The sequence below is a fragment of the Aurantimonas aggregata genome (assembly GCF_010500835.1).
In the GTDB taxonomy this organism is placed as follows: domain Bacteria; phylum Pseudomonadota; class Alphaproteobacteria; order Rhizobiales; family Rhizobiaceae; genus Aurantimonas; species Aurantimonas aggregata.
Map to the genome: position 1 here is coordinate 30843 of NZ_JAAAMJ010000014.1, position 16447 is coordinate 47289.

General features: G+C 67.7%; 17 protein-coding genes and 1 pseudogene. 16 read left to right on the top strand and 2 right to left on the bottom strand.

Translation table 11 applies throughout. The annotated features are described in order from the left end of the window. Positions 1-4: 4 nt before the first annotated feature. On the bottom strand, positions 5-1123 hold the full coding sequence (locus GTW51_RS16190; protein ID WP_163045074.1) for an ABC transporter ATP-binding protein: 1119 nt from the start codon (positions 1121-1123) through the stop codon (positions 5-7). A 314-nt stretch (positions 1124-1437) separates the two neighbouring features. Between GTW51_RS16190 and GTW51_RS16195 the strand changes: the two genes are divergently transcribed. From GTW51_RS16195 to GTW51_RS16250, 12 genes and pseudogenes are all read left to right on the top strand, one after another. Then, the gene (locus tag GTW51_RS16195; protein WP_163045075.1) at positions 1438-2478 is read left to right on the top strand and encodes a substrate-binding domain-containing protein; all 1041 of its coding nucleotides are present in this window, start codon (positions 1438-1440) and stop codon (positions 2476-2478) included. Positions 2479-2480: 2 nt separating this feature from the next. After that, entirely contained in the window at positions 2481-3488 is a 1008-nt protein-coding gene (locus GTW51_RS16200) for an extracellular solute-binding protein (protein WP_163045076.1), read from the top strand. 66 nt (positions 3489-3554) lie between these two features. After that, a complete protein-coding gene (locus tag GTW51_RS16205) occupies positions 3555-4367 on the top strand; it encodes an ABC transporter permease (RefSeq protein WP_163045077.1) in 813 nt (270 codons plus the stop codon). Beyond that, a pseudogene (locus GTW51_RS16210) lies at positions 4351-5156 on the top strand (ABC transporter permease). Before GTW51_RS16205 ends, GTW51_RS16210 begins: the two are co-directional and overlap by 17 nt. Then, positions 5153-6226, top strand: coding sequence for an ABC transporter ATP-binding protein (locus GTW51_RS16215; RefSeq protein ID WP_163045078.1), 1074 nt, complete (start codon positions 5153-5155; stop codon positions 6224-6226). Before GTW51_RS16210 ends, GTW51_RS16215 begins: the two are co-directional and overlap by 4 nt. 7 nt (positions 6227-6233) lie before the next feature. Beyond that, positions 6234-7058: a phosphodiesterase gene (locus GTW51_RS16220; protein ID WP_163045079.1), complete on the top strand. Its 825-nt coding sequence runs from the start codon at positions 6234-6236 to the stop codon at positions 7056-7058. A gap of 345 nt (positions 7059-7403) precedes the next feature. Then, a complete protein-coding gene (locus tag GTW51_RS16225) occupies positions 7404-8840 on the top strand; it encodes an endonuclease toxin domain-containing protein (protein ID WP_163045080.1) in 1437 nt (478 codons plus the stop codon). Further along, the gene (locus GTW51_RS16230; RefSeq protein ID WP_163045081.1) at positions 8837-9367 is read left to right on the top strand and encodes a contact-dependent growth inhibition system immunity protein; all 531 of its coding nucleotides are present in this window, start codon (positions 8837-8839) and stop codon (positions 9365-9367) included. Before GTW51_RS16225 ends, GTW51_RS16230 begins: the two co-directional genes overlap by 4 nt. 91 nt (positions 9368-9458) lie before the next feature. Continuing rightward, positions 9459-9989 (top strand): contact-dependent growth inhibition system immunity protein, encoded by a 531-nt coding sequence (locus GTW51_RS16235; protein WP_163045082.1) that lies wholly within the window; start codon positions 9459-9461, stop codon positions 9987-9989. A gap of 92 nt (positions 9990-10081) precedes the next feature. Further along, positions 10082-10612 carry a contact-dependent growth inhibition system immunity protein gene (locus GTW51_RS16240; protein ID WP_163045083.1) on the top strand — a complete coding sequence of 177 codons (531 nt, stop codon included), beginning with the start codon at positions 10082-10084 and terminating at the stop codon, positions 10610-10612. A gap of 116 nt (positions 10613-10728) precedes the next feature. After that, positions 10729-11223: a PRC-barrel domain-containing protein gene (locus tag GTW51_RS16245; RefSeq protein ID WP_163045084.1), complete on the top strand. Its 495-nt coding sequence runs from the start codon at positions 10729-10731 to the stop codon at positions 11221-11223. A 299-nt stretch (positions 11224-11522) separates the two neighbouring features. After that, positions 11523-12575, top strand: a complete 1053-nt coding sequence (locus GTW51_RS16250; RefSeq protein ID WP_163045085.1) for a CNNM domain-containing protein — start codon at positions 11523-11525, stop codon at positions 12573-12575. A gap of 80 nt (positions 12576-12655) precedes the next feature. Here GTW51_RS16250 and GTW51_RS16255 read toward each other — a convergent pair whose 3' ends face one another. Beyond that, positions 12656-13240 (bottom strand): exopolysaccharide biosynthesis protein, encoded by a 585-nt coding sequence (locus GTW51_RS16255; protein WP_163045086.1) that lies wholly within the window; start codon positions 13238-13240, stop codon positions 12656-12658. A gap of 127 nt (positions 13241-13367) precedes the next feature. On the opposite strand from GTW51_RS16255, the gene GTW51_RS16260 reads away from it, so the two are divergent. From GTW51_RS16260 to modC, 4 genes are read left to right on the top strand one after another with little or no spacing between them, the layout of a single operon-like run. Next, on the top strand, positions 13368-13739 hold the full coding sequence (locus GTW51_RS16260) for a winged helix-turn-helix domain-containing protein (RefSeq protein ID WP_163045087.1): 372 nt from the start codon (positions 13368-13370) through the stop codon (positions 13737-13739). 60 nt (positions 13740-13799) lie between these two features. Then, positions 13800-14573 carry a molybdate ABC transporter substrate-binding protein gene (gene modA, locus GTW51_RS16265; protein ID WP_163045088.1) on the top strand — a complete coding sequence of 258 codons (774 nt, stop codon included), beginning with the start codon at positions 13800-13802 and terminating at the stop codon, positions 14571-14573. After that, positions 14570-15283 (top strand): molybdate ABC transporter permease subunit, encoded by a 714-nt coding sequence (gene modB / locus GTW51_RS16270; RefSeq protein WP_163045089.1) that lies wholly within the window; start codon positions 14570-14572, stop codon positions 15281-15283. The genes modA and modB overlap by 4 nt, the downstream gene beginning before the upstream one ends. Further along, complete coding sequence (modC, locus tag GTW51_RS16275; protein ID WP_163045090.1) at positions 15280-16383, top strand: molybdenum ABC transporter ATP-binding protein; 1104 nt, start codon at positions 15280-15282, stop codon at positions 16381-16383. Before modB ends, modC begins: the two co-directional genes overlap by 4 nt. The last annotated feature ends 64 nt before the right edge of the window (positions 16384-16447 follow it).

Below are 16447 nucleotides of genomic sequence, written 5' to 3' on the forward strand. Positions count from 1 at the left end.
ATGATCAGGCCGCGATCCGGGAACGGGATGGCGCCGCGGCATGGGCGGCAGCCGAAAACAGGAACAGCGAAGGGTGGGCGATGCGGATCTTGACGGCGTCGCCGACCGCCAAGGCACGGGGCGCGTCGACCTGCACCTCGCCGCTGGCGGTTCGCACGACATGGCGCCAGAGCCCGCCCGGATAGCTGACGGCGGCGACCGTCCCGGCGAGTTCGAGCGTCGCATCGGGGCACGAGCCGGCGTCGTCGGCGGCGAGAAGCACCGCCGCTTCGGCGCGAAACCTTGCCTCGACCGGACCGTCGACGAGCGGGCGACCGGCCATCGGCAGTTGGCAAGGCGCCTGCCCCGGCCGGGCGCCCAGCACGAAGCGGTCGGCGACGACCGTACCCTCGAGCTGCAGCGCGTTCTCCGCGCCCATGAAGGCCGCGACGAAGGCGGAAGCCGGCTTATTATAGACGTCTTCGGGCGTACCCTGCTGCGCGATCCGGCCCTGGTCGAGGATGACAATGCGGTCGGCCATCACCATGGCCTCCTCGCGATCATGCGTGACATGGACGGCGGTGATGCCGAGCCGTTGCTGCAGGGTGCGGATGTCGTGGCGCACGGCAAGCCGGATTCGGGCATCGAGATTGGACAGCGGCTCGTCGAGCAGAAGGATCGCCGGGTCGATCGCCAGCGCACGGCCGAGCGCGACGCGCTGGCGCTGGCCGCCGGAGAGGGCCCCCGGCTTGCGCTGGCCGAGACCGGAAAGGCCCAGCAGCGCCTCCATCTCGGCGACGCGCGCGGCGATCTCCGCCTTCGACTTGTGCCGAAGCTTGAGGCCGTAGCCGATATTCTGCGCAACCGTCATGTGCGGCCAGAGCGCATAGGACTGGAACACCAGGGCCATGCCGCGGCGATCGGGCGACAGCTCCGTGACGTCACGCTGCCGGATGGCGATGGTGCCGCTTGTCGGAGTGTTGAAGCCGGCGATAGTGCGCAGCAGCGTGGACTTGCCGCAGCCGGACGAGCCGAGCAGCGCGACGAACTCGCCTTCTGCAATGGCGAGGTCGATATCGGTCAGGACGGGATTGCCGCCATAGCCGACATGAACGCCACGTATTTCGAGAAAATTACCAGTCATTGCCGATCCGTTGCACAGCTGTGCATTGCTGCGGACCGTACCTAGCGCCGTTGTACGACGGCCGGATGACGGCCGGTTGGCGCGGCCTGATCGCGCTTTGGAGAAGTGCGGAGCCTGCTCGGGCGTCTGACCCGACGCCCGACGGAATTGCTGGAGTTACCGGGAGGGTTTGCCCTGCGGCGTTGCTTCCTGCCAACCGCAGGGAACGCAGCGCTGAAAACGACTGTAACAGCTTCATCCGCCTATCACGCTCGACCTGTAACCAGAGGCGACCAGGGGCCGGATGGTCCCGTCCACGGGCAACAGGAGCAGAGATGGGCCGGTCCACGATCCGTGACGTCGCCGCCGCGGCGGGCTGCTCGATCGCGACGGTCAGCCGCGTCGCGACCGGCTCGGGCCTGGTCGCCGACGCGATGCGTCAGCGGGTCGTCGCCTCGGCGCTCAAGCTGGGCTTTGCCATCGAACGGCGCGATTCCAGCGCCCGGCCGGTCATCGGCGTCCTCGTGCCCAGCCTGACCAATCCCGTCTTCGCCTCGGCGCTCGCCGGCATCGAGCGGTGCTGCCGATCCCGCGGCGTGTCGACGATCATCGCGCAGTCGCATTACGACACCGCCCGCGAGGAGGAGGTGGTCGCGACCCTCGTCGCCGAGCGGCCGCGCGGCCTGATCCTCACCGTCTGCGATCCCGCCACCAGCCGCGTCCTCGGCGACGTCGCGCGCCAGCTGCTGCCGGCGGTGACGATCTACAATGGCGAAAGCCTGCCGGGCATCGGATCGGTGTCGGTCGACAACCGGGGTGCCATGGCCAGGATCGTGGCGATGCTTGTCGGCCTGGGCCACCGCCGGGTGCTGTTCGTCGGCGGCCGCTTCGCCTCCTCCGACCGCTCGGCGGCGCGCTATGCCGGCTATTGCGATGCGCTGGCCGCCGTCGGCGCGGAGCCGCTCCCGGCGTTCGAGGTCGATTTCATCGACGCCGCGCAGGATATCGACCTTGCTTCGGTGATCCAGAAGCATCGCCCGAGCGCCATCGCCGCCTCCAACGATCTCCTCGCCGTCACCGTCATGGCGTCGCTGCGGCGCATGGGGCTGAGCGTGCCGGGAAACGTTTCCGTCACCGGCTTCGACGGGATCGAGATCACCGCCCTGATGTCGCCGAAGCTGACGACACTGGGCCAGCCTTCCCTCACCATGGGGGTGCTCGCCGCCTCCATGGTGCTGGATATCGCCGCCGGACGCCGCAGGCCGGAAAGCCTGACGGTGGACGTTACCTTGGTACGCGGCGAGACCATCGGGCCCCCGGCGGGCGCCGATAGAGCAGTCCCTTCCATCCCCCACTTTGCCACCGGAGCTCAATGACCATGCGCGTCACCCTCTCGACGATCCTCGCCGCCGCGGCGCTCGGCGTCTCGGCCCCTGCCCTGGCGCAGGATGCCGACGTCATCTGCTACAACTGCCCGCCCGAATGGGCCAACTGGGGCAAGATGCTGGACAGCATCCGCGAAGACCTCGGCATCAGCATTCCCGGCGACAACAAGAATTCCGGCCAGGCGACCGCCCAGCTGATCGCCGAGCGCGCCAGCCCGGTCGCCGACATCGCCTATCTCGGCATCAATGCCGGCATCGCCGCCGCCGAGCAGGGCCTCGTCCAGCCCTACGAGCCGGCGCGCTTCGCGGAAATCCCGGAGGGTCTGCGTGATCCGGAAGGCCGCTGGTGGGCGGTGCACCAGGGCACGCTCGGCTTCTTCGTCAATGTCGACGCCCTCGCCGGCGCGCCGGTGCCGGCCTGCTGGGCCGATCTCGCCAAGCCCGAATACCAGGGCCTCGTCGGCTATCTCGACCCGACCTCGGCCGCCGTCGGCTACGTTTCGGCCGTCGCCGTCAACTCGGCCATGGGCGGCTCGCTCAAGGACTTCACGCCGGCGATCGAGTTCTTCAAGAGCCTCGGCGAGAACGACGCCATCGTCGCGATGCAGACCTCCTATGCCCGCACGGTGTCGGGCGAGATCCCGATCCTGCTCGACTACGACTTCAACGCCTATCGCGCCAAGTACACCGAGGACGGCCAGTACGAGTTCGTCCTGCCCTGCGAGGGCACGGTCAGCTTTCCCTACGTGATGACCCTCGTCGCGGACGCGCCGCATGTCGAGAACGCCAGGAAGGTGCTCGACTATCTCCTGTCGGACGAGGCGCAGATCGCCTGGACCGAGGCCTATCTGCGCCCGTCGATCCCGGTCGAGATGCCGGCCGAGGTGGCCGAGCGCTTCCTGCCGGCGAGCGAGTACGAGCGGGCCAAGGACATCGACTGGGCGGCCGCGCAGGCAGCCCAGGCCGCCTTCACCGAGCGCTATCTCGCCGAAGTCCGCTAGACCGACCGGAGGGCGGGGCTCATCCCCCGCCCTTCCTCCTCCTCCCGATCATCGCCGGATACGCCCATGCGAAGCCTGCGCTTCGATATCCTCCTGCTGCTGCCGCTCGCCATCTTCGCGCTCGCCTTCCTGGCGCTGCCGATCGTCCACCTGGCCTTCGCCGCGACGTCGGGGGAGCGGGGCTTCGGCGCCTTTCTCGCGATCGTCCTCGAGCCGCGCTACCGCGAGAGCCTCGTCGCGACGCTGCTGCTGGCGCTGGTGACGACCGCGGCGACGCTCATCGTCGCGACGATCGCCGCGCAGACACTGGCCAACCGGCGCTTTGCAGGGCGCGGGCTTTTCCTGTCGATGATGACCTTTCCGCTGGCCTTTCCGGGCGTCGTGGTCGGCTTCCTGATCATCCTGTTCGGCGGTCGGCTCGGCCTCGTCGGCAGCGTCAGCCGGGCGCTGACGGGCAGCAACCTCGTCTTCGCCTATTCGATCGTCGGCCTGTTTCTCGGCTATCTGTATTTCTCGGTGCCGCGGGTGCTGTTGACCATCCTGGCGGCGGCCGAAAAGCTCGATCCCGCCCTCGTCGAGGCGGCGCGCTCGCTGGGCGCCGGGCCGGTCGCGATCCAGCGCGACGTCGTCCTGCCGGCGCTGTTTCCGGCGATGTATGCCGGCGGGGCGCTGTGCTTCGCCACCGCCATGGGCGCCTTCGGCACGGCCTTCACCCTGGCAACGCGCGTCGATGTCGTGCCGATGCTGATCTACACCGAGTTCACCCTGGCGACGAACGCGGCGATGGCCGCCGCGCTGTCGATCATGCTGGGCCTCTTCACCTGGGCGGCGCTCGCCGTCGCACGAACGAGGGCGCTCCGCGATGCGACCTCGTTCTAGGCCCCGCTGGACGACCGTCGCCGGGGCTCTGGTCACCGCCGCGCTCGTGGTGTTCCTCGTGCTGCCGGTGGTGCTGTCGGTGATCGCCGGCCTCAGCGTCAATTATTCGCGCGGCCTGTCGGCGGGGCTGACCCTCGACTGGGTCCGGGAGGTCTGGGCGCTCTATTCCGACACGATGGTCCGCAGCCTCTTCGTGGCCGGCGCGACGCTGGTCGCCACCCTCCTCATCGGCACCCCGGCGAGCTACGCGCTGGTGCGGCGCGGCGGCAGGATGGCCCGCATCGTCGAGGAGATCGTCACGCTGCCCGTCGCCATACCGGGCCTCGCGCTCGCGCTGGGGCTGATCTTTGCCTATGGCGGCTACGGGTTCTTCCGTCAGTCGACGGCGTTCATCGTCGTCGGCCACGTCCTCTTCACCCTGCCCTTCATGATGCGGGCGGTGACGGCGATGCTGGAGACGATCGACTGGCGCACCCCGACGAGGGCGCGGCGAGCCTCGGCGCGCCGGCCTGGCGCCGCTTCTTCGATGTCGTCCTGCCGAACATCCGGGCCGGCGTCGTCGCCGGCTCGCTGACCGTCGTGACCCTCTCCATCGGCGAATTCAACCTCACCTGGATGCTGCACACGCCGCTGACCAAGACGCTGCCCGTCGGCCTTGCCGACGCCTACGCCTCGATGCGGCTCGAAATCGCCTCCGCCTACACGCTGGTATTCCTGATCATGATCATTCCCCTCCTCGTCGGCCTGCAGCTTGCGGCCAACCTCACCGAAAGGCGCTTCAAGTCATGAGCCCCGCCGATGCCTCGGCCGAGCGGCACGGCGCGGCCGTCGCCATTCGCGGCCTGACCAAGACCTTCAAGAGCACCATCGCCCTGCATCCGATCGAGCTGTCGATCCCGAAGGGCGAGATCCTGGTGCTGCTCGGCCCGTCCGGCTGCGGCAAGACCACGCTGCTCCGCCTCATCGCCGGCCTGGAAATCCCGGACGGCCCGGACATGGTCCGCTTCGACGACGAGGACGTGTCGGCGGTGCCGATCGAGCGCCGCAATGTCGGGTTGGTGTTCCAGTCCTACGCGCTGTTTCCCAACATGAGCGTCGCGGAAAACGTCGGCTACGGCCTGAAGGTGCGCGGCATGCCGGGACAAGCGCGGCAGGCCGAGACGCTACGGCTGATGCAGCTCGTCGGCATCGCGGAACTGGCGGATCGGCGCATTTCGCAAATCTCCGGCGGCCAGCGCCAGCGCGTCGCGCTGGCGAGGGCGCTTGCGATCAAGCCGCGCATTCTCCTGCTCGACGAGCCGCTGGCGGCGCTCGACGCCGTGCTGCGCGAATATCTGCGGGTCGAGATCGGCGCGCTGCTCAGGCGGTTCGGCATCACCGCGGTCTACGTCACCCACGATCAGGCCGAGGCGATGGCGATCGGCGACCGCATCGCGGTCATGCAGGCCGGCCGCATCGCCCAGATCGACACGCCGCAGGAGATCTACCGCCGGCCCGCCAATGCCTTCGTCGCCAATTTCATCGGGACGATGAACCGCATCGAGGCGCCGGTCGCAAACGGCGTCATGACCGCCGGCTCGGGCGAGACGCGGCTGTCGCTCGCGCTGGGCGGGCCGGACCGGGCGGCGACCGTCTGGTTCCGCCCCGAGGCGATCCGGTTATCGCACGGGGACGGCGCCATCAGCGCCCGCGTCGTCGCCACGACCTTCTTCGGGGCGACGCAGCGCCTCGTCGCCGCGCTCGATCCCGGACATCGGCTGCAGGTCGACCTGCCCGCCGACCGCCCCTTCATGCCGGGCGAACGGGTCGCGTTCGACCTCGACGCGAGCGACATCCTCGAATTTCCGAACCAGGCCTGATCGTCCCATGCTCATCGCACATATTTCCGACCCGCATGTCCGTCCCGCCGGCGAACTCGCCTATGGCGTCAGCGAAACCAACGTCTATCTCGAACATGCCGTGCACGCGCTCTCGCGCCTCGACCCGCAGCCGGACTGCGTGATCGTCACGGGCGACCTCACCGATTGTGGCCTCGACGCGGAATACGCCATCGTGGCGGGCCTCCTGTCGGGGCTGCCGGTGCCGGTCTACTGCGTGCCCGGCAACCACGACAGGCGCGAGCCGTTCCGCGCCGCCTTCGCCGGCGCCGGCTACCTGCCGGCCACCGGCGAACTCAACTACGTCGTCGACCGGGGCGAACTGCGCATCGTCGCACTGGACAGCCTGGTGCCCGGCGAAAACCACGGCGCCCTGTCGCCGGCGACGCTCGACTTTCTCGCCGCCGCGCTCGCCGACGCGCCGGATCGGCCGACGCTCGTGATGCTGCATCACCCGCCCTTCGACACCGGTATCGGCCACATGGACAAAAATGGCCTGCGCGAAGGCCGGGAGGCGCTGGAGGCGCTGGTCGGTCGCCATGCCCAGGTCGAGCGTGTGCTCTGCGGCCATGTCCACCGCTCGATCCAGCGCCGCTTCGGCGGGACGATCTGCCAGATCGCGCCGTCCGTCGGCCACCAGGTGGCCTTCGACCTGCGCGACGGCGGCCCCTCGGCCTTCGTGCTCGAGCCGCCGGCCTTCATGGTGCACAGCCTCCACGGCAGGAGCATCGTGTCGCACACCGTCCCGGTCGATCGGGCGCCGGGGCCTTTCCCGTTCGTGCTTCCCGACGATTATCCTGGAAGGCAGGGATAATCGCCGCGCCGATCCCTGCGGAAACACGCTGCCGAACGCCTGAAGCGCGGTCGCTGCCGACCGTCCTCCGTGCTGGCCGGTCGCCGCACGCCTGACCGCCGATTAGTTATCCCCGGTCGCTGAGACGCCCGCATGCTTCGTCCCGACGAAGGGGACGACGGCGGGGCGATGCGACAGGAACTGACCACTCTCAAGGCCGACGCCGCCCTCACCCGCCTCGAATTCGCGCTGGTCAGGGAATCGTGGCTCGAGACCCGGCGGGTCGCCGACGACGTGGCGGACCGGGCCGCGCGGCGCGGACGTTTCGCGGCGCGCCTGGCGGAAGCGGCCCTGGCGAACGAGGCGATGCTGCTCGACCGGCTCGGCGCGCTACGCCTCAGCCGGCGCGACATTCCGAAGGTGACGGCGGCCCGGCGGGACGCCCTCGCGGCGTGGGATCGTGGCGACGCGCTGGCGCGCCCCGCGTCGCCGGCGGATCCTGACCGGGCAGCGGCGCGGCGCCTCTTCGATGACGCGCTCGTCCACCGCTTCGTCGGGCGCATCAATGCCGAACGGCAGCAGGCGCTCGGCATCGGCCAGTATATCTGGCGCAGCCGCGACGATCGTCGGGTCCGTCCGCTGCACGCAAGGCACGACGACCAGGTGTTCGATTGGGACGAGCCGCCCGAGGACGGCCATCCCGGCGAAGCGTTCAATTGCCGCTGCATCGCCGAGCCGTTCGTCGACGACGCGCCGGAATGGCGCCCGACGATCGATCGCGACTACGACCGCGCGATCACGCTGGCGGTGCTGGCGGGCGGGCTCGACGCCGTCGTCGATTTCGTCTCCGATTTCATCCCGTCGGCCGACGACCTGTGGGCGCTGCTGGCGGCGATCCGGACCGTCGCGGAGACCGGCAGCGAGGCCGCGCAGCTTGCCTATCTCGTCGTCAAGGAGCAGCTCCTCGGCCTCACCGCGGCCGAAACGGCGCGCCGCGATGCGCTTCTCGGGGCGGCCCGGGACTGGGTCGACGGATTGGCCGCCTCGCTTGCCGACGCGCCGGACCTGGCGCGCGCCCTGGCGGAGGCCGTGGAGGCGGTCGAGGCCCGCCCCGCAGCGCTGGCCGCCGCGCATCGGCAGGGTCTGGCGACCCGCGCCGATGTCGAGGCGGCCTACCAGGAGCGCGCCCGCCTGCGCACGCTGGCGGCGCTGTACGGACTGGCCACGGTGCCTTCGGGCGTTGTGGCCGCGCGCAGCCTGGTCGCGCGGCTGCTGCGGGGCCGTGTGTTGGGGGACGACGCATCGGCAGCCGAGCTGGCGGCTCTCGCGCGCCGGGCCCGCGCGCTGTCGCCCGACGCCGACTGGCAACGCGTCGCCAATCCCGGCATCGTCTGGGGCAAGGGCATCCGGGCGCAGGGCGAGCCCTGGGAGCGCTATCTCGCCACAACCGGCGAGCTCGGCGAACGGATCGAGGATCGGGCACGAAACTTCAAGACGTTCGATTTTTATGACGAGAATACTGGTTTGGCCACAAGCGCGAAGACGCTTGATACGGATGCGCTGGGTTACAGGCGGAGTCCAAAGAATGTCTTTTACTCACTGAAGCATTATATCAATCAGGTGCGATGGTTTCGGAAATACGATGTCGGAGAATACCATATTACTTTAGACATGATCGATCGAAGGCGTATCGAACTTGCGATCTCAGCAAATTCGACATCAGAACAGATCGCGGAGATCAACCGGGCGCGAGCCTATGCGGAGAGCCTTGGGGTCGAATTCAATGTTAGGATCATCGAATGACAAGTGTCTCCGGCAAAATGCCGCCACCGCCTCCTGTGCGCAAGGAAGCTACCATCCTCGCATTTAGAAGGTTTGCTTGGATCCACTCCTGGGCGGTTTACCGTGCCGCATTGCTCGATCCCGATGGCTACGATCGCATTCACCCGGCGGACCTCGACGATGCCGCGCTGGGCGCAGCTTCCCGCGAAGCGCTGCTTGCCAGTCGGTATATTGCTCCCGATCATGCCGACTGGGAGCGGGTTCACACATTTTGGAACCATGACGAAGGCGACAAGCTCCGTGAGCGACTGAGAGCGGCTGCCAGCGTCAAGACGAATTCCGCGCTCTACAAGGGCGCCGGCAATGTCGGCCTGGAGCTGAGGGATGGAATTATAGCCGTCGAACCTCTGAAATACGCCGGTCGCGGCGGCTTCGAGGGGATCAGAGACCTTGAGCCGACCAAGCTTCCCGAGACCATCTCCGACGAAGCGCTCGGTGCTGCCATCCGCGCCGCGATCGAGATCAGCCGGGCGCCATGGAAGCGCTGAGACACGAGTGGCGGAAGCCGATCGGTGAGATCAACCGCGCACGGGCCTATGCTGAAAGCGTCGGGGTTGAATTCGACGTGAGGATCATTGAATGACGAGCGTTCCGCGCAAGCTTCCGCCACCACCGCCAGTACGAAAAGAGGCGGAAGTCACCGCGTATCGTAAGTTCTATCGGATCCATTCCTGGGCGGTCTACGGCGCAGGATCGCTGGACCCTAATGGCTACGATCAAATCCATCCGGCAGACCTCGACGACACTGCCCTTGGTGCGGCTGCGCGAGAGGCCCTGCTTGCAAGCCGCTATATCGCACCCGACCATCCGGACTGGGACCGGGTGGGTGCTTACTGGAACCTGGAAAAGGGGGACAAGTTGGAGGAGCAGTTGCGTGCGGCGGCCGACGTCAAGACAAACTCCGCGCTCTACAAGGGCGCTGGCAATGTCCATCTGGACCTGCGCGGGGGAACCATCGCAGTCGATCCCATGAAGTACGCCGGTCGTGGCGGCTTCGACGGTATCCGGGGGCTCGAGCCGACCAAGCTTCCCGAGGCCATCTCCGACGAAGCGCTCGGTGCCGCCATCCGCGCCGCGATCGAGATCAGCCGGGCGCCTTGGAAGCGCTGAGCCACGGATTGGCGGAAGCCGATCGGTGAGATCAACCGCGCGCGGGCTTATGCCGAGAGCCTTGGGGTTGAGTTCAACGTGTGGATCATCGAATGACAAGTGTTTCCGGCAAAATGGCGCCACCGCCTCCTGTGCGCAAGGAATCTACCATCCTCGCATTTAGAAGGTTTGCTTGGATCCACTCCTGGGCGGTTTACCGTGCCGCATTGCTCGATCCCGATGGCTACGATCGCATTCACCCGGCGGACCTCGACGATGCCGCGCTGGGCGCAGCTTCCCGCGAAGCGCTGCTTGCCAGTCGGTATATTGCTCCCGACCATCCCGATTGGGATCGGGTCGACGCCTACTGGAACCTAGAAAATGGTGACAAGCTCCGGGAGCGACTGAGGGCTGCTGCCGGCGTCAAGACGAATTCCGCACTCTATAAAGGCGCTGGCAATGTCAGCCTGGGGCTGAGGGATGGAATTATCGCCGTCGAACCTCTGAAATACGCCGGTCGCGGCGGCTTCGAGGAGATCAGGGACCTCGAGCCGACGAAGCTTCCCGAGACCATCTCCGACGAAGCGCTCGGCGCCGCCATCCGCGCCGCGATCGAGATCAGCCGGGCGCCTTGGAAGCGCTAGGGCTCCAAGGCGATGCCTCTTAGCCCCCAAAAGGGCCCGATTCGGCTGTTTTTTCGACATTTTCGGAACAGGACCGGATGTCTCCCGTTGGTCTAGTGAACCGAAAAGGAGACGATATGCGATACATCACAGCGACCGCCGCCGCCCTCTTCCTGGCAGCCAGCCCGGCCCTCGCACAGGTCGCGACCCCGGTCGAAGGCACGCCGGCCCCCGCCACGACGGCGGGTGTGGCCGAGACCGACTGGGCGCAGCTCATCCGCACCCGCGACATCACCGGCGGGCCCGTCTACACGACCAACGAGGCCTATGAAGCGGGCACGTGGGGCGAGAGCAACGACTATGTCTGGGGCCGTTCGGGCTATGACGCAGTCGACGCTGGCTGGGAACAGATCGGCGAGATCGAGGATGTCGTCCTCGACCGGTCCGGACAGCTCGTCGGCGTGGTCGTCGAAGTAGGCGGTTTCCTCGACATCGGTGACAAGCACGTGCTGCTGCGCGTCGGTGACGTCGATCTCGTGCCGGTGGACGACCAGTCCTACAGCCTGATCACGCGCTATTCCGAAGAGCAGCTCGAAGAGCTGGAAGGTGTCGACGAAGCCTGGTGGCAGTAAGCCTGCCATCTGATCGGCTCGTCGAAGAGCCGTTCGTCTGACCATCGATCAAGGCCCGTCGCGACGTATCGCGGCGGGCCTTCGTCGTTTCTTTCGCGGAGGGTCTCCTTCGCGAAGCGACGGCGGCTTTGATCTGGCCGGTCCGTCGCCGCTGCCGTCATCGACGCGCCCTGTGCCGAATGGCAAGGAACCGGAACTGGTTCGAACGTGTATGGGTAGTGTGCCGTTGCAGAGATGGCAGATTACCGCGGTCCCGCTCCCATGGCGGCGGCGTGCCCAGTCAACAAACCCAGGACCCGATGTTCATTCTTCTGTTCGTCTTTGCGGCACTCTCGATCGTGCTTTCCTTCATCTGTTCGCTGTGGGAAGCCGTGCTGCTCAGCATCTCGCCCTCCTACATGCAGATCAAGCTGAACGAGGGCAGCAAGACGGGCCTGATCCTCAAGGACTTCAAGGGCAATATCGACCGCCCGCTGGCGGGCATCCTGACCCTCAACACGATCGCCCACACGGTCGGCGCCATTGGCGTCGGCGCGCAGGCGACGCGGATCTGGGCCGAGAGCAACCCGATGATCACCGGCGTCGTGGTGCCGGTGGCCATGACTGCGGCCATCCTGATCCTGTCGGAGATCATCCCCAAGACCATCGGCGCCACGCAGTGGCGGGCGCTCGCCCCGTTTACCGTCCGCTCGCTCGACATCGTGCTGAAGGTCCTCGCGCCGATCATCTGGCTCTGCCAGCTGATCACGAAGATCTTCACCTCCAAGGAGGACGCGCACATCTTCAGCCGGACCGACTTCCTGGCGCTGGCGCAGATCGGCTCCCAGGAGGGCCGCCTCAACGAGAACGAGACGCAGTTCATCGAGAACATCCTGCAATTTCGGAACATCGCGGCGCGGGACGTGATGACGCCGCGCACGGTCATGGTCTCGGCCCTGCAGACCATGACCGCACGGGAATTCTACGATCACCAGGAAGAGCTGACCTTCTCGCGCATCCCGCTCCGGGATTCGGCCAACTCGGAAACGATCGTCGGCTACGTCCTCAAGGACGACGTGCTGGAGCACCTGATCGACGACGCACAGGAGCGCCCGCTGAGCGACTTCATGCGCAAGATCGTCGCCGTGCCGGAAGACTACAATCTCTTCCAGCTGTTCAACGACTTCATTCGCGACCGCGAGCAGATCGTCCTCGTCGTCGACCGTTACGGCGGCACGGCCGGCGTGGTCACCATGGAAGACGTGATCGAGACCCTCTTGGGCGAGGAGATCGTCGACGAGACGGACACCGCCGTCGACATGCAGGACGAAGCGCGAAAGCGGCGCAAGCGGCGCCTTGCCGAGGCGCCCTAGGGGAGCGCCGGCCGCCGGCCATGCCGGTGAGACGGGCGGCTTTACGCAGCAGGCGCATCACCCCGGCGCCATAGGGCCGTCTATGTCCAGTTCAGCCAGACCGTCACCGGCACCGCCAGCATCAGCAGCATCGACGCACCGGCGAGCAGCCCGTCACGGGTGAGCAGGCTGGCGGCGAACAGCGCGATCACCGCCGAGGCGATCGAACCCGAGGTCGGGATCACCTCCATCAGCGGCATGAACAGCGTCAGCCCGAGGATCAGGATCAGCGGCAGCCAGAGCCAGGGCCGGTGCAGCAGGAACGTCATGCGCTTCTTCAGGAACCGCTCGACAAAGCGCACCGGCTTGCGCAGCCAGCCGATGCCCTTGCAGAGCTTTTCGGTGGACATTTCCCGCTTGGTGACGAAGCTCGGAAGCCAAACGCTCTTGCGCCCGACGATCATCTGCACGACCAGGATGAACACGATCGCCGCAACGACCGTGGTGATGCCGGGAATGGCGCTCGCCGGCGAGGTCGAGATCAGCGAGAAGACCAGCATCAGTGCCGCGAAGGACCGGTTTCCCAGCTCGTCCACCACCTCCTGTACGGTGATGCTGCCGTCGTGGGCTGCGGCTTCGAGGCGATCGAGAACGTCGCTGAGGGCGCGGGTGCGGGCTTCGGGCATGCTTTCTCTCCAGTCGTAGAGCCAATGTGCCTGGGGCTGACGGGTTCCTGAGCACGTGACGATCGAGCCTCGGCCGCGCTTTCACGCAGGCTTGCGGGGGCAACGCAAATCGCTTCCAAGTGACCGCATGAACCAGCCTCCGGATGAGCCGCGCCTGCGGCTGCGCATCGTCTTCGGACCCGGCGAGATGATGGGGCCGGGCAAGGCCGAGCTCCTGGAGCGCATCCGCGCGACCGGTTCGATCGCCGCCGCCGGTCGCGAGATGGGCATGAGCTATAAGCGCGCCTGGATGCTGGTGGAGACGCTGAACGCGATGTTCCGGGAGCCCTTGGTCACCAGCACGCGCGGCGGCACGGGCGGCGGCGGCGCATCGCTGACCGATACTGGAGAGTCGGTGCTCAGGCTGTATCGCGCCGTCGCGGCAAAGGCAGCGACGGCGGGGACCACCGAGCTGTCGGCGCTGCAGGCGATGCTGAGCGATATTCCCGACGGAAAATAACGATTGCCACCGACGCCGCGGCGGAGCGATATGTTTCACCAGACATCTCAGGAGTTTCGCATGCGCAGGGCACGTTTTCAGGGGAGCATCGTCGCCGCTTTCCTTGCGGTCGGAATTGCCTTGGCGCCGATGCAGGCGGCGGCGGACGAAGTGGTCGTCTTCGCGGCGGCCAGCCTCACCAATGCGCTCGACCGGATCGCCGCTGGCTGGAGCGCCGAGACAGGGAACACGGCGGTGATCTCCTATGCCGGCTCGTCGGCGCTGGCCCGGCAGATCCAGCAGGGGGCGCCGGCCGACATCTTCGTCTCCGCCAGCGTCGACTGGATGGATGCGGTGGCCGGGGACCTGCGCGAGGGGACGCGGCGCGACCTTCTCGGCAATACGCTGGTGCTGATCACGCACGGCGGGGATGCCGCGCCGGTGACCGTCGATGACAGTCTCGATCTAGGGGGGATGCTGGGCGACGGACGGCTGGCGATGGCGCTGGTCGACGCGGTGCCCGCCGGCATCTACGGCAAGGCGGCGCTCACCAGCCTCGGGCTGTGGGACGATGTCGAAGCACGCGTCGCGCAGACCGACAACGTCCGCGCCGCCCTAGCACTGGTGGCGCGCAACGAGGCGCCGCTCGGCATCGTCTACGCCACCGACGCCGCCGCAGAGGACGATGTCAGCGTCATCGGTACGTTTCCGACGGAAAGCCACGCCCCGATCGTCTATCCTGCGGCCATCACGGCGGAGAGCCAGAGCCCCGTCGCCGCGGCATTCCTCGACTATCTCGGTAGCGACGCGGCGAGGGCAATCTGGGAGGCCGAGGGTTTCACGGTGATCGAGTGAGTTGGGAAGCCGTCTCTGGCTGGCTGGGCCCCGAGGAATGGCAGGCCGTCGGCCTGTCGCTGCACGTCGCTCTCTGGGCGACATTCGCCAGCCTGCCGCTCGGCGTCTTCGTCGCCTACGCGCTGGCGCGCTGGTCGTTTCCCGGCAAGCAGGTGCTGAACGGCATCGTGCATCTGCCGCTGATCCTGCCGCCGGTCGTCACCGGTTACCTGCTGCTGCTCAGCTTCGGGCGGCGCGGCGCGGTGGGCGGGTTTCTCGAGAGCTGGTTCGGCATCGTCTTCGCCTTCCGCTGGACCGGCGCGGCGCTGGCGGCCGCCATCATGGCGTTTCCGCTGATGGTGCGGGCCATCCGGCTCGCCATCGAGGCCGTGGACCCCAAGCTCGAGCAGGCCGCCTCGACGCTGGGCGCCTCGCGGCCGTGGGTCTTCGCGACGGTCACGCTGCCGCTGATCCTGCCCGGCGTCATCGCCGGCGCGATCCTCGCCTTCGCCAAGGCGATCGGCGAGTTCGGGGCGACGATCACCTTCGTCTCGAACATCCCCGGCCAGACCCAGACGATCCCCTCGGCGATCTACGCCCTCCTGCAGGTGCCGGGCGGCGAAGCGGCGGCAGGCCGGCTGGTGATCGTCTCGATCGTCGTCGCCATGGGCGCGCTTCTCGTCTCGGAGTTCCTGGCGCAGCGCGTCGCCCGTCGCGTGGCCGGGACATGACGCTCTCGGTCGCCATCCGGCACCGGTTCGGGGCCTTCTCGCTCGACGTCGCCTTCGAGGCGCCGAAAGGCGTCACCGTGCTGTACGGCCGCTCGGGCTCGGGCAAGACGACGCTGGTCAACGCCGTCGCGGGCCTTCTGCGACCGGATGCCGGCCGGGTCAGCGCGGACGACTGGCTGTTGTTCGACACCGCCGCCAGGCACTGGCTGGCGCCGCATCGCCGCCGCATCGGCTACATCTTCCAGGAGGGGCGGTTGTTTCCGCATCTGTCGGTGCGACAGAACCTGGCCTATGGCCGCCGCTTCGCGCCGAAGGCGGCGCCCCGCGAGGATCCCGCCCGGGTAATCGACATGCTCGGCATCGGCCATCTCCTGGATCGCCGTCCCGCGATGCTGTCGGGTGGCGAGAAGCAGCGGGTCGCGATCGGCCGGGCGCTTTTGTCGGCGCCCCGGCTGATCCTCGCCGACGAGCCGCTGGCCTCGCTCGACGACCAGCGCAAGGCGGAGATCCTGCCGTATTTCGAGCGGCTGCGCGACGAGGTCGCGATCCCGATCCTCTATGTCAGCCACTCGGCATCGGAAGTCGCCCGGCTGGCGACCACGGTCGTCGCCCTCGGCCACGGCCGGGTGACCGCCGTCGGGACGGCTCAGGACGTGCTCGGCGACCCGCAGCAGGTGCTCGGGATACGCGACGCTGCCTCGCTCCTGACCGGTCGCGTCGTCGCCCATCACGACGTCGGGTTGAGCGAGCTGGCGACGGCGGGCGGCGCGCTGTTCCTGCCGCGCGTCGCAGGTTCCATCGGCACGCGCCTGCGCGTCAGGATCGCGGCGCAGGACGTCATCCTGTCCCGCGCCCGGCCCGAGGGACTGTCCGCGCTCAACATCCTGAAGGGCCACGTCGACCATGTGCGGCCCGGACAGGGGCCCGGCGCCATGGTTGCCCTGCGGCTGGGCGACGAGACGTTGCTCGCGCGGATAACCCAGCGCTCGGCGAGCGCGATGGACCTGCAGCCGGGCGAGACCTGCCACGCAATCCTGAAGACCGTGGCGGTGGCGCCGGAGGATGTCGGTCGCGCCGTGCCCGCGATCGAGGCGCCCTGACGCCTGCGACCGACCCGGTTGCCTGTCATTTCATCACTCTGCACCCTCTCGCAGCAACGTGGCG

Bases quoted from the DNA above. Each gene is read 5' to 3' on its own strand.
- GTW51_RS16190 (WP_163045074.1), bottom strand. From the start codon at position 1,123: ATGACTGGTAATTTTCTCGAAATACGTGGCGTTCATGTCGGCTATGGC.
- GTW51_RS16195 (WP_163045075.1), top strand. From the start codon at position 1,438: ATGGGCCGGTCCACGATCCGTGACGTCGCCGCCGCGGCGGGCTGCTCG.
- GTW51_RS16200 (WP_163045076.1), top strand. From the start codon at position 2,481: ATGCGCGTCACCCTCTCGACGATCCTCGCCGCCGCGGCGCTCGGCGTC.
- GTW51_RS16205 (WP_163045077.1), top strand. From the start codon at position 3,555: ATGCGAAGCCTGCGCTTCGATATCCTCCTGCTGCTGCCGCTCGCCATC.
- GTW51_RS16215 (WP_163045078.1), top strand. From the start codon at position 5,153: ATGAGCCCCGCCGATGCCTCGGCCGAGCGGCACGGCGCGGCCGTCGCC.
- GTW51_RS16220 (WP_163045079.1), top strand. From the start codon at position 6,234: ATGCTCATCGCACATATTTCCGACCCGCATGTCCGTCCCGCCGGCGAA.
- GTW51_RS16225 (WP_163045080.1), top strand. From the start codon at position 7,404: ATGCTGCTCGACCGGCTCGGCGCGCTACGCCTCAGCCGGCGCGACATT.
- GTW51_RS16230 (WP_163045081.1), top strand. From the start codon at position 8,837: ATGACAAGTGTCTCCGGCAAAATGCCGCCACCGCCTCCTGTGCGCAAG.
- GTW51_RS16235 (WP_163045082.1), top strand. From the start codon at position 9,459: ATGACGAGCGTTCCGCGCAAGCTTCCGCCACCACCGCCAGTACGAAAA.
- GTW51_RS16240 (WP_163045083.1), top strand. From the start codon at position 10,082: ATGACAAGTGTTTCCGGCAAAATGGCGCCACCGCCTCCTGTGCGCAAG.
- GTW51_RS16245 (WP_163045084.1), top strand. From the start codon at position 10,729: ATGCGATACATCACAGCGACCGCCGCCGCCCTCTTCCTGGCAGCCAGC.
- GTW51_RS16250 (WP_163045085.1), top strand. From the start codon at position 11,523: ATGTTCATTCTTCTGTTCGTCTTTGCGGCACTCTCGATCGTGCTTTCC.
- GTW51_RS16255 (WP_163045086.1), bottom strand. From the start codon at position 13,240: ATGCCCGAAGCCCGCACCCGCGCCCTCAGCGACGTTCTCGATCGCCTC.
- GTW51_RS16260 (WP_163045087.1), top strand. From the start codon at position 13,368: ATGAACCAGCCTCCGGATGAGCCGCGCCTGCGGCTGCGCATCGTCTTC.
- modA (WP_163045088.1), top strand. From the start codon at position 13,800: ATGCGCAGGGCACGTTTTCAGGGGAGCATCGTCGCCGCTTTCCTTGCG.
- modC (WP_163045090.1), top strand. From the start codon at position 15,280: ATGACGCTCTCGGTCGCCATCCGGCACCGGTTCGGGGCCTTCTCGCTC.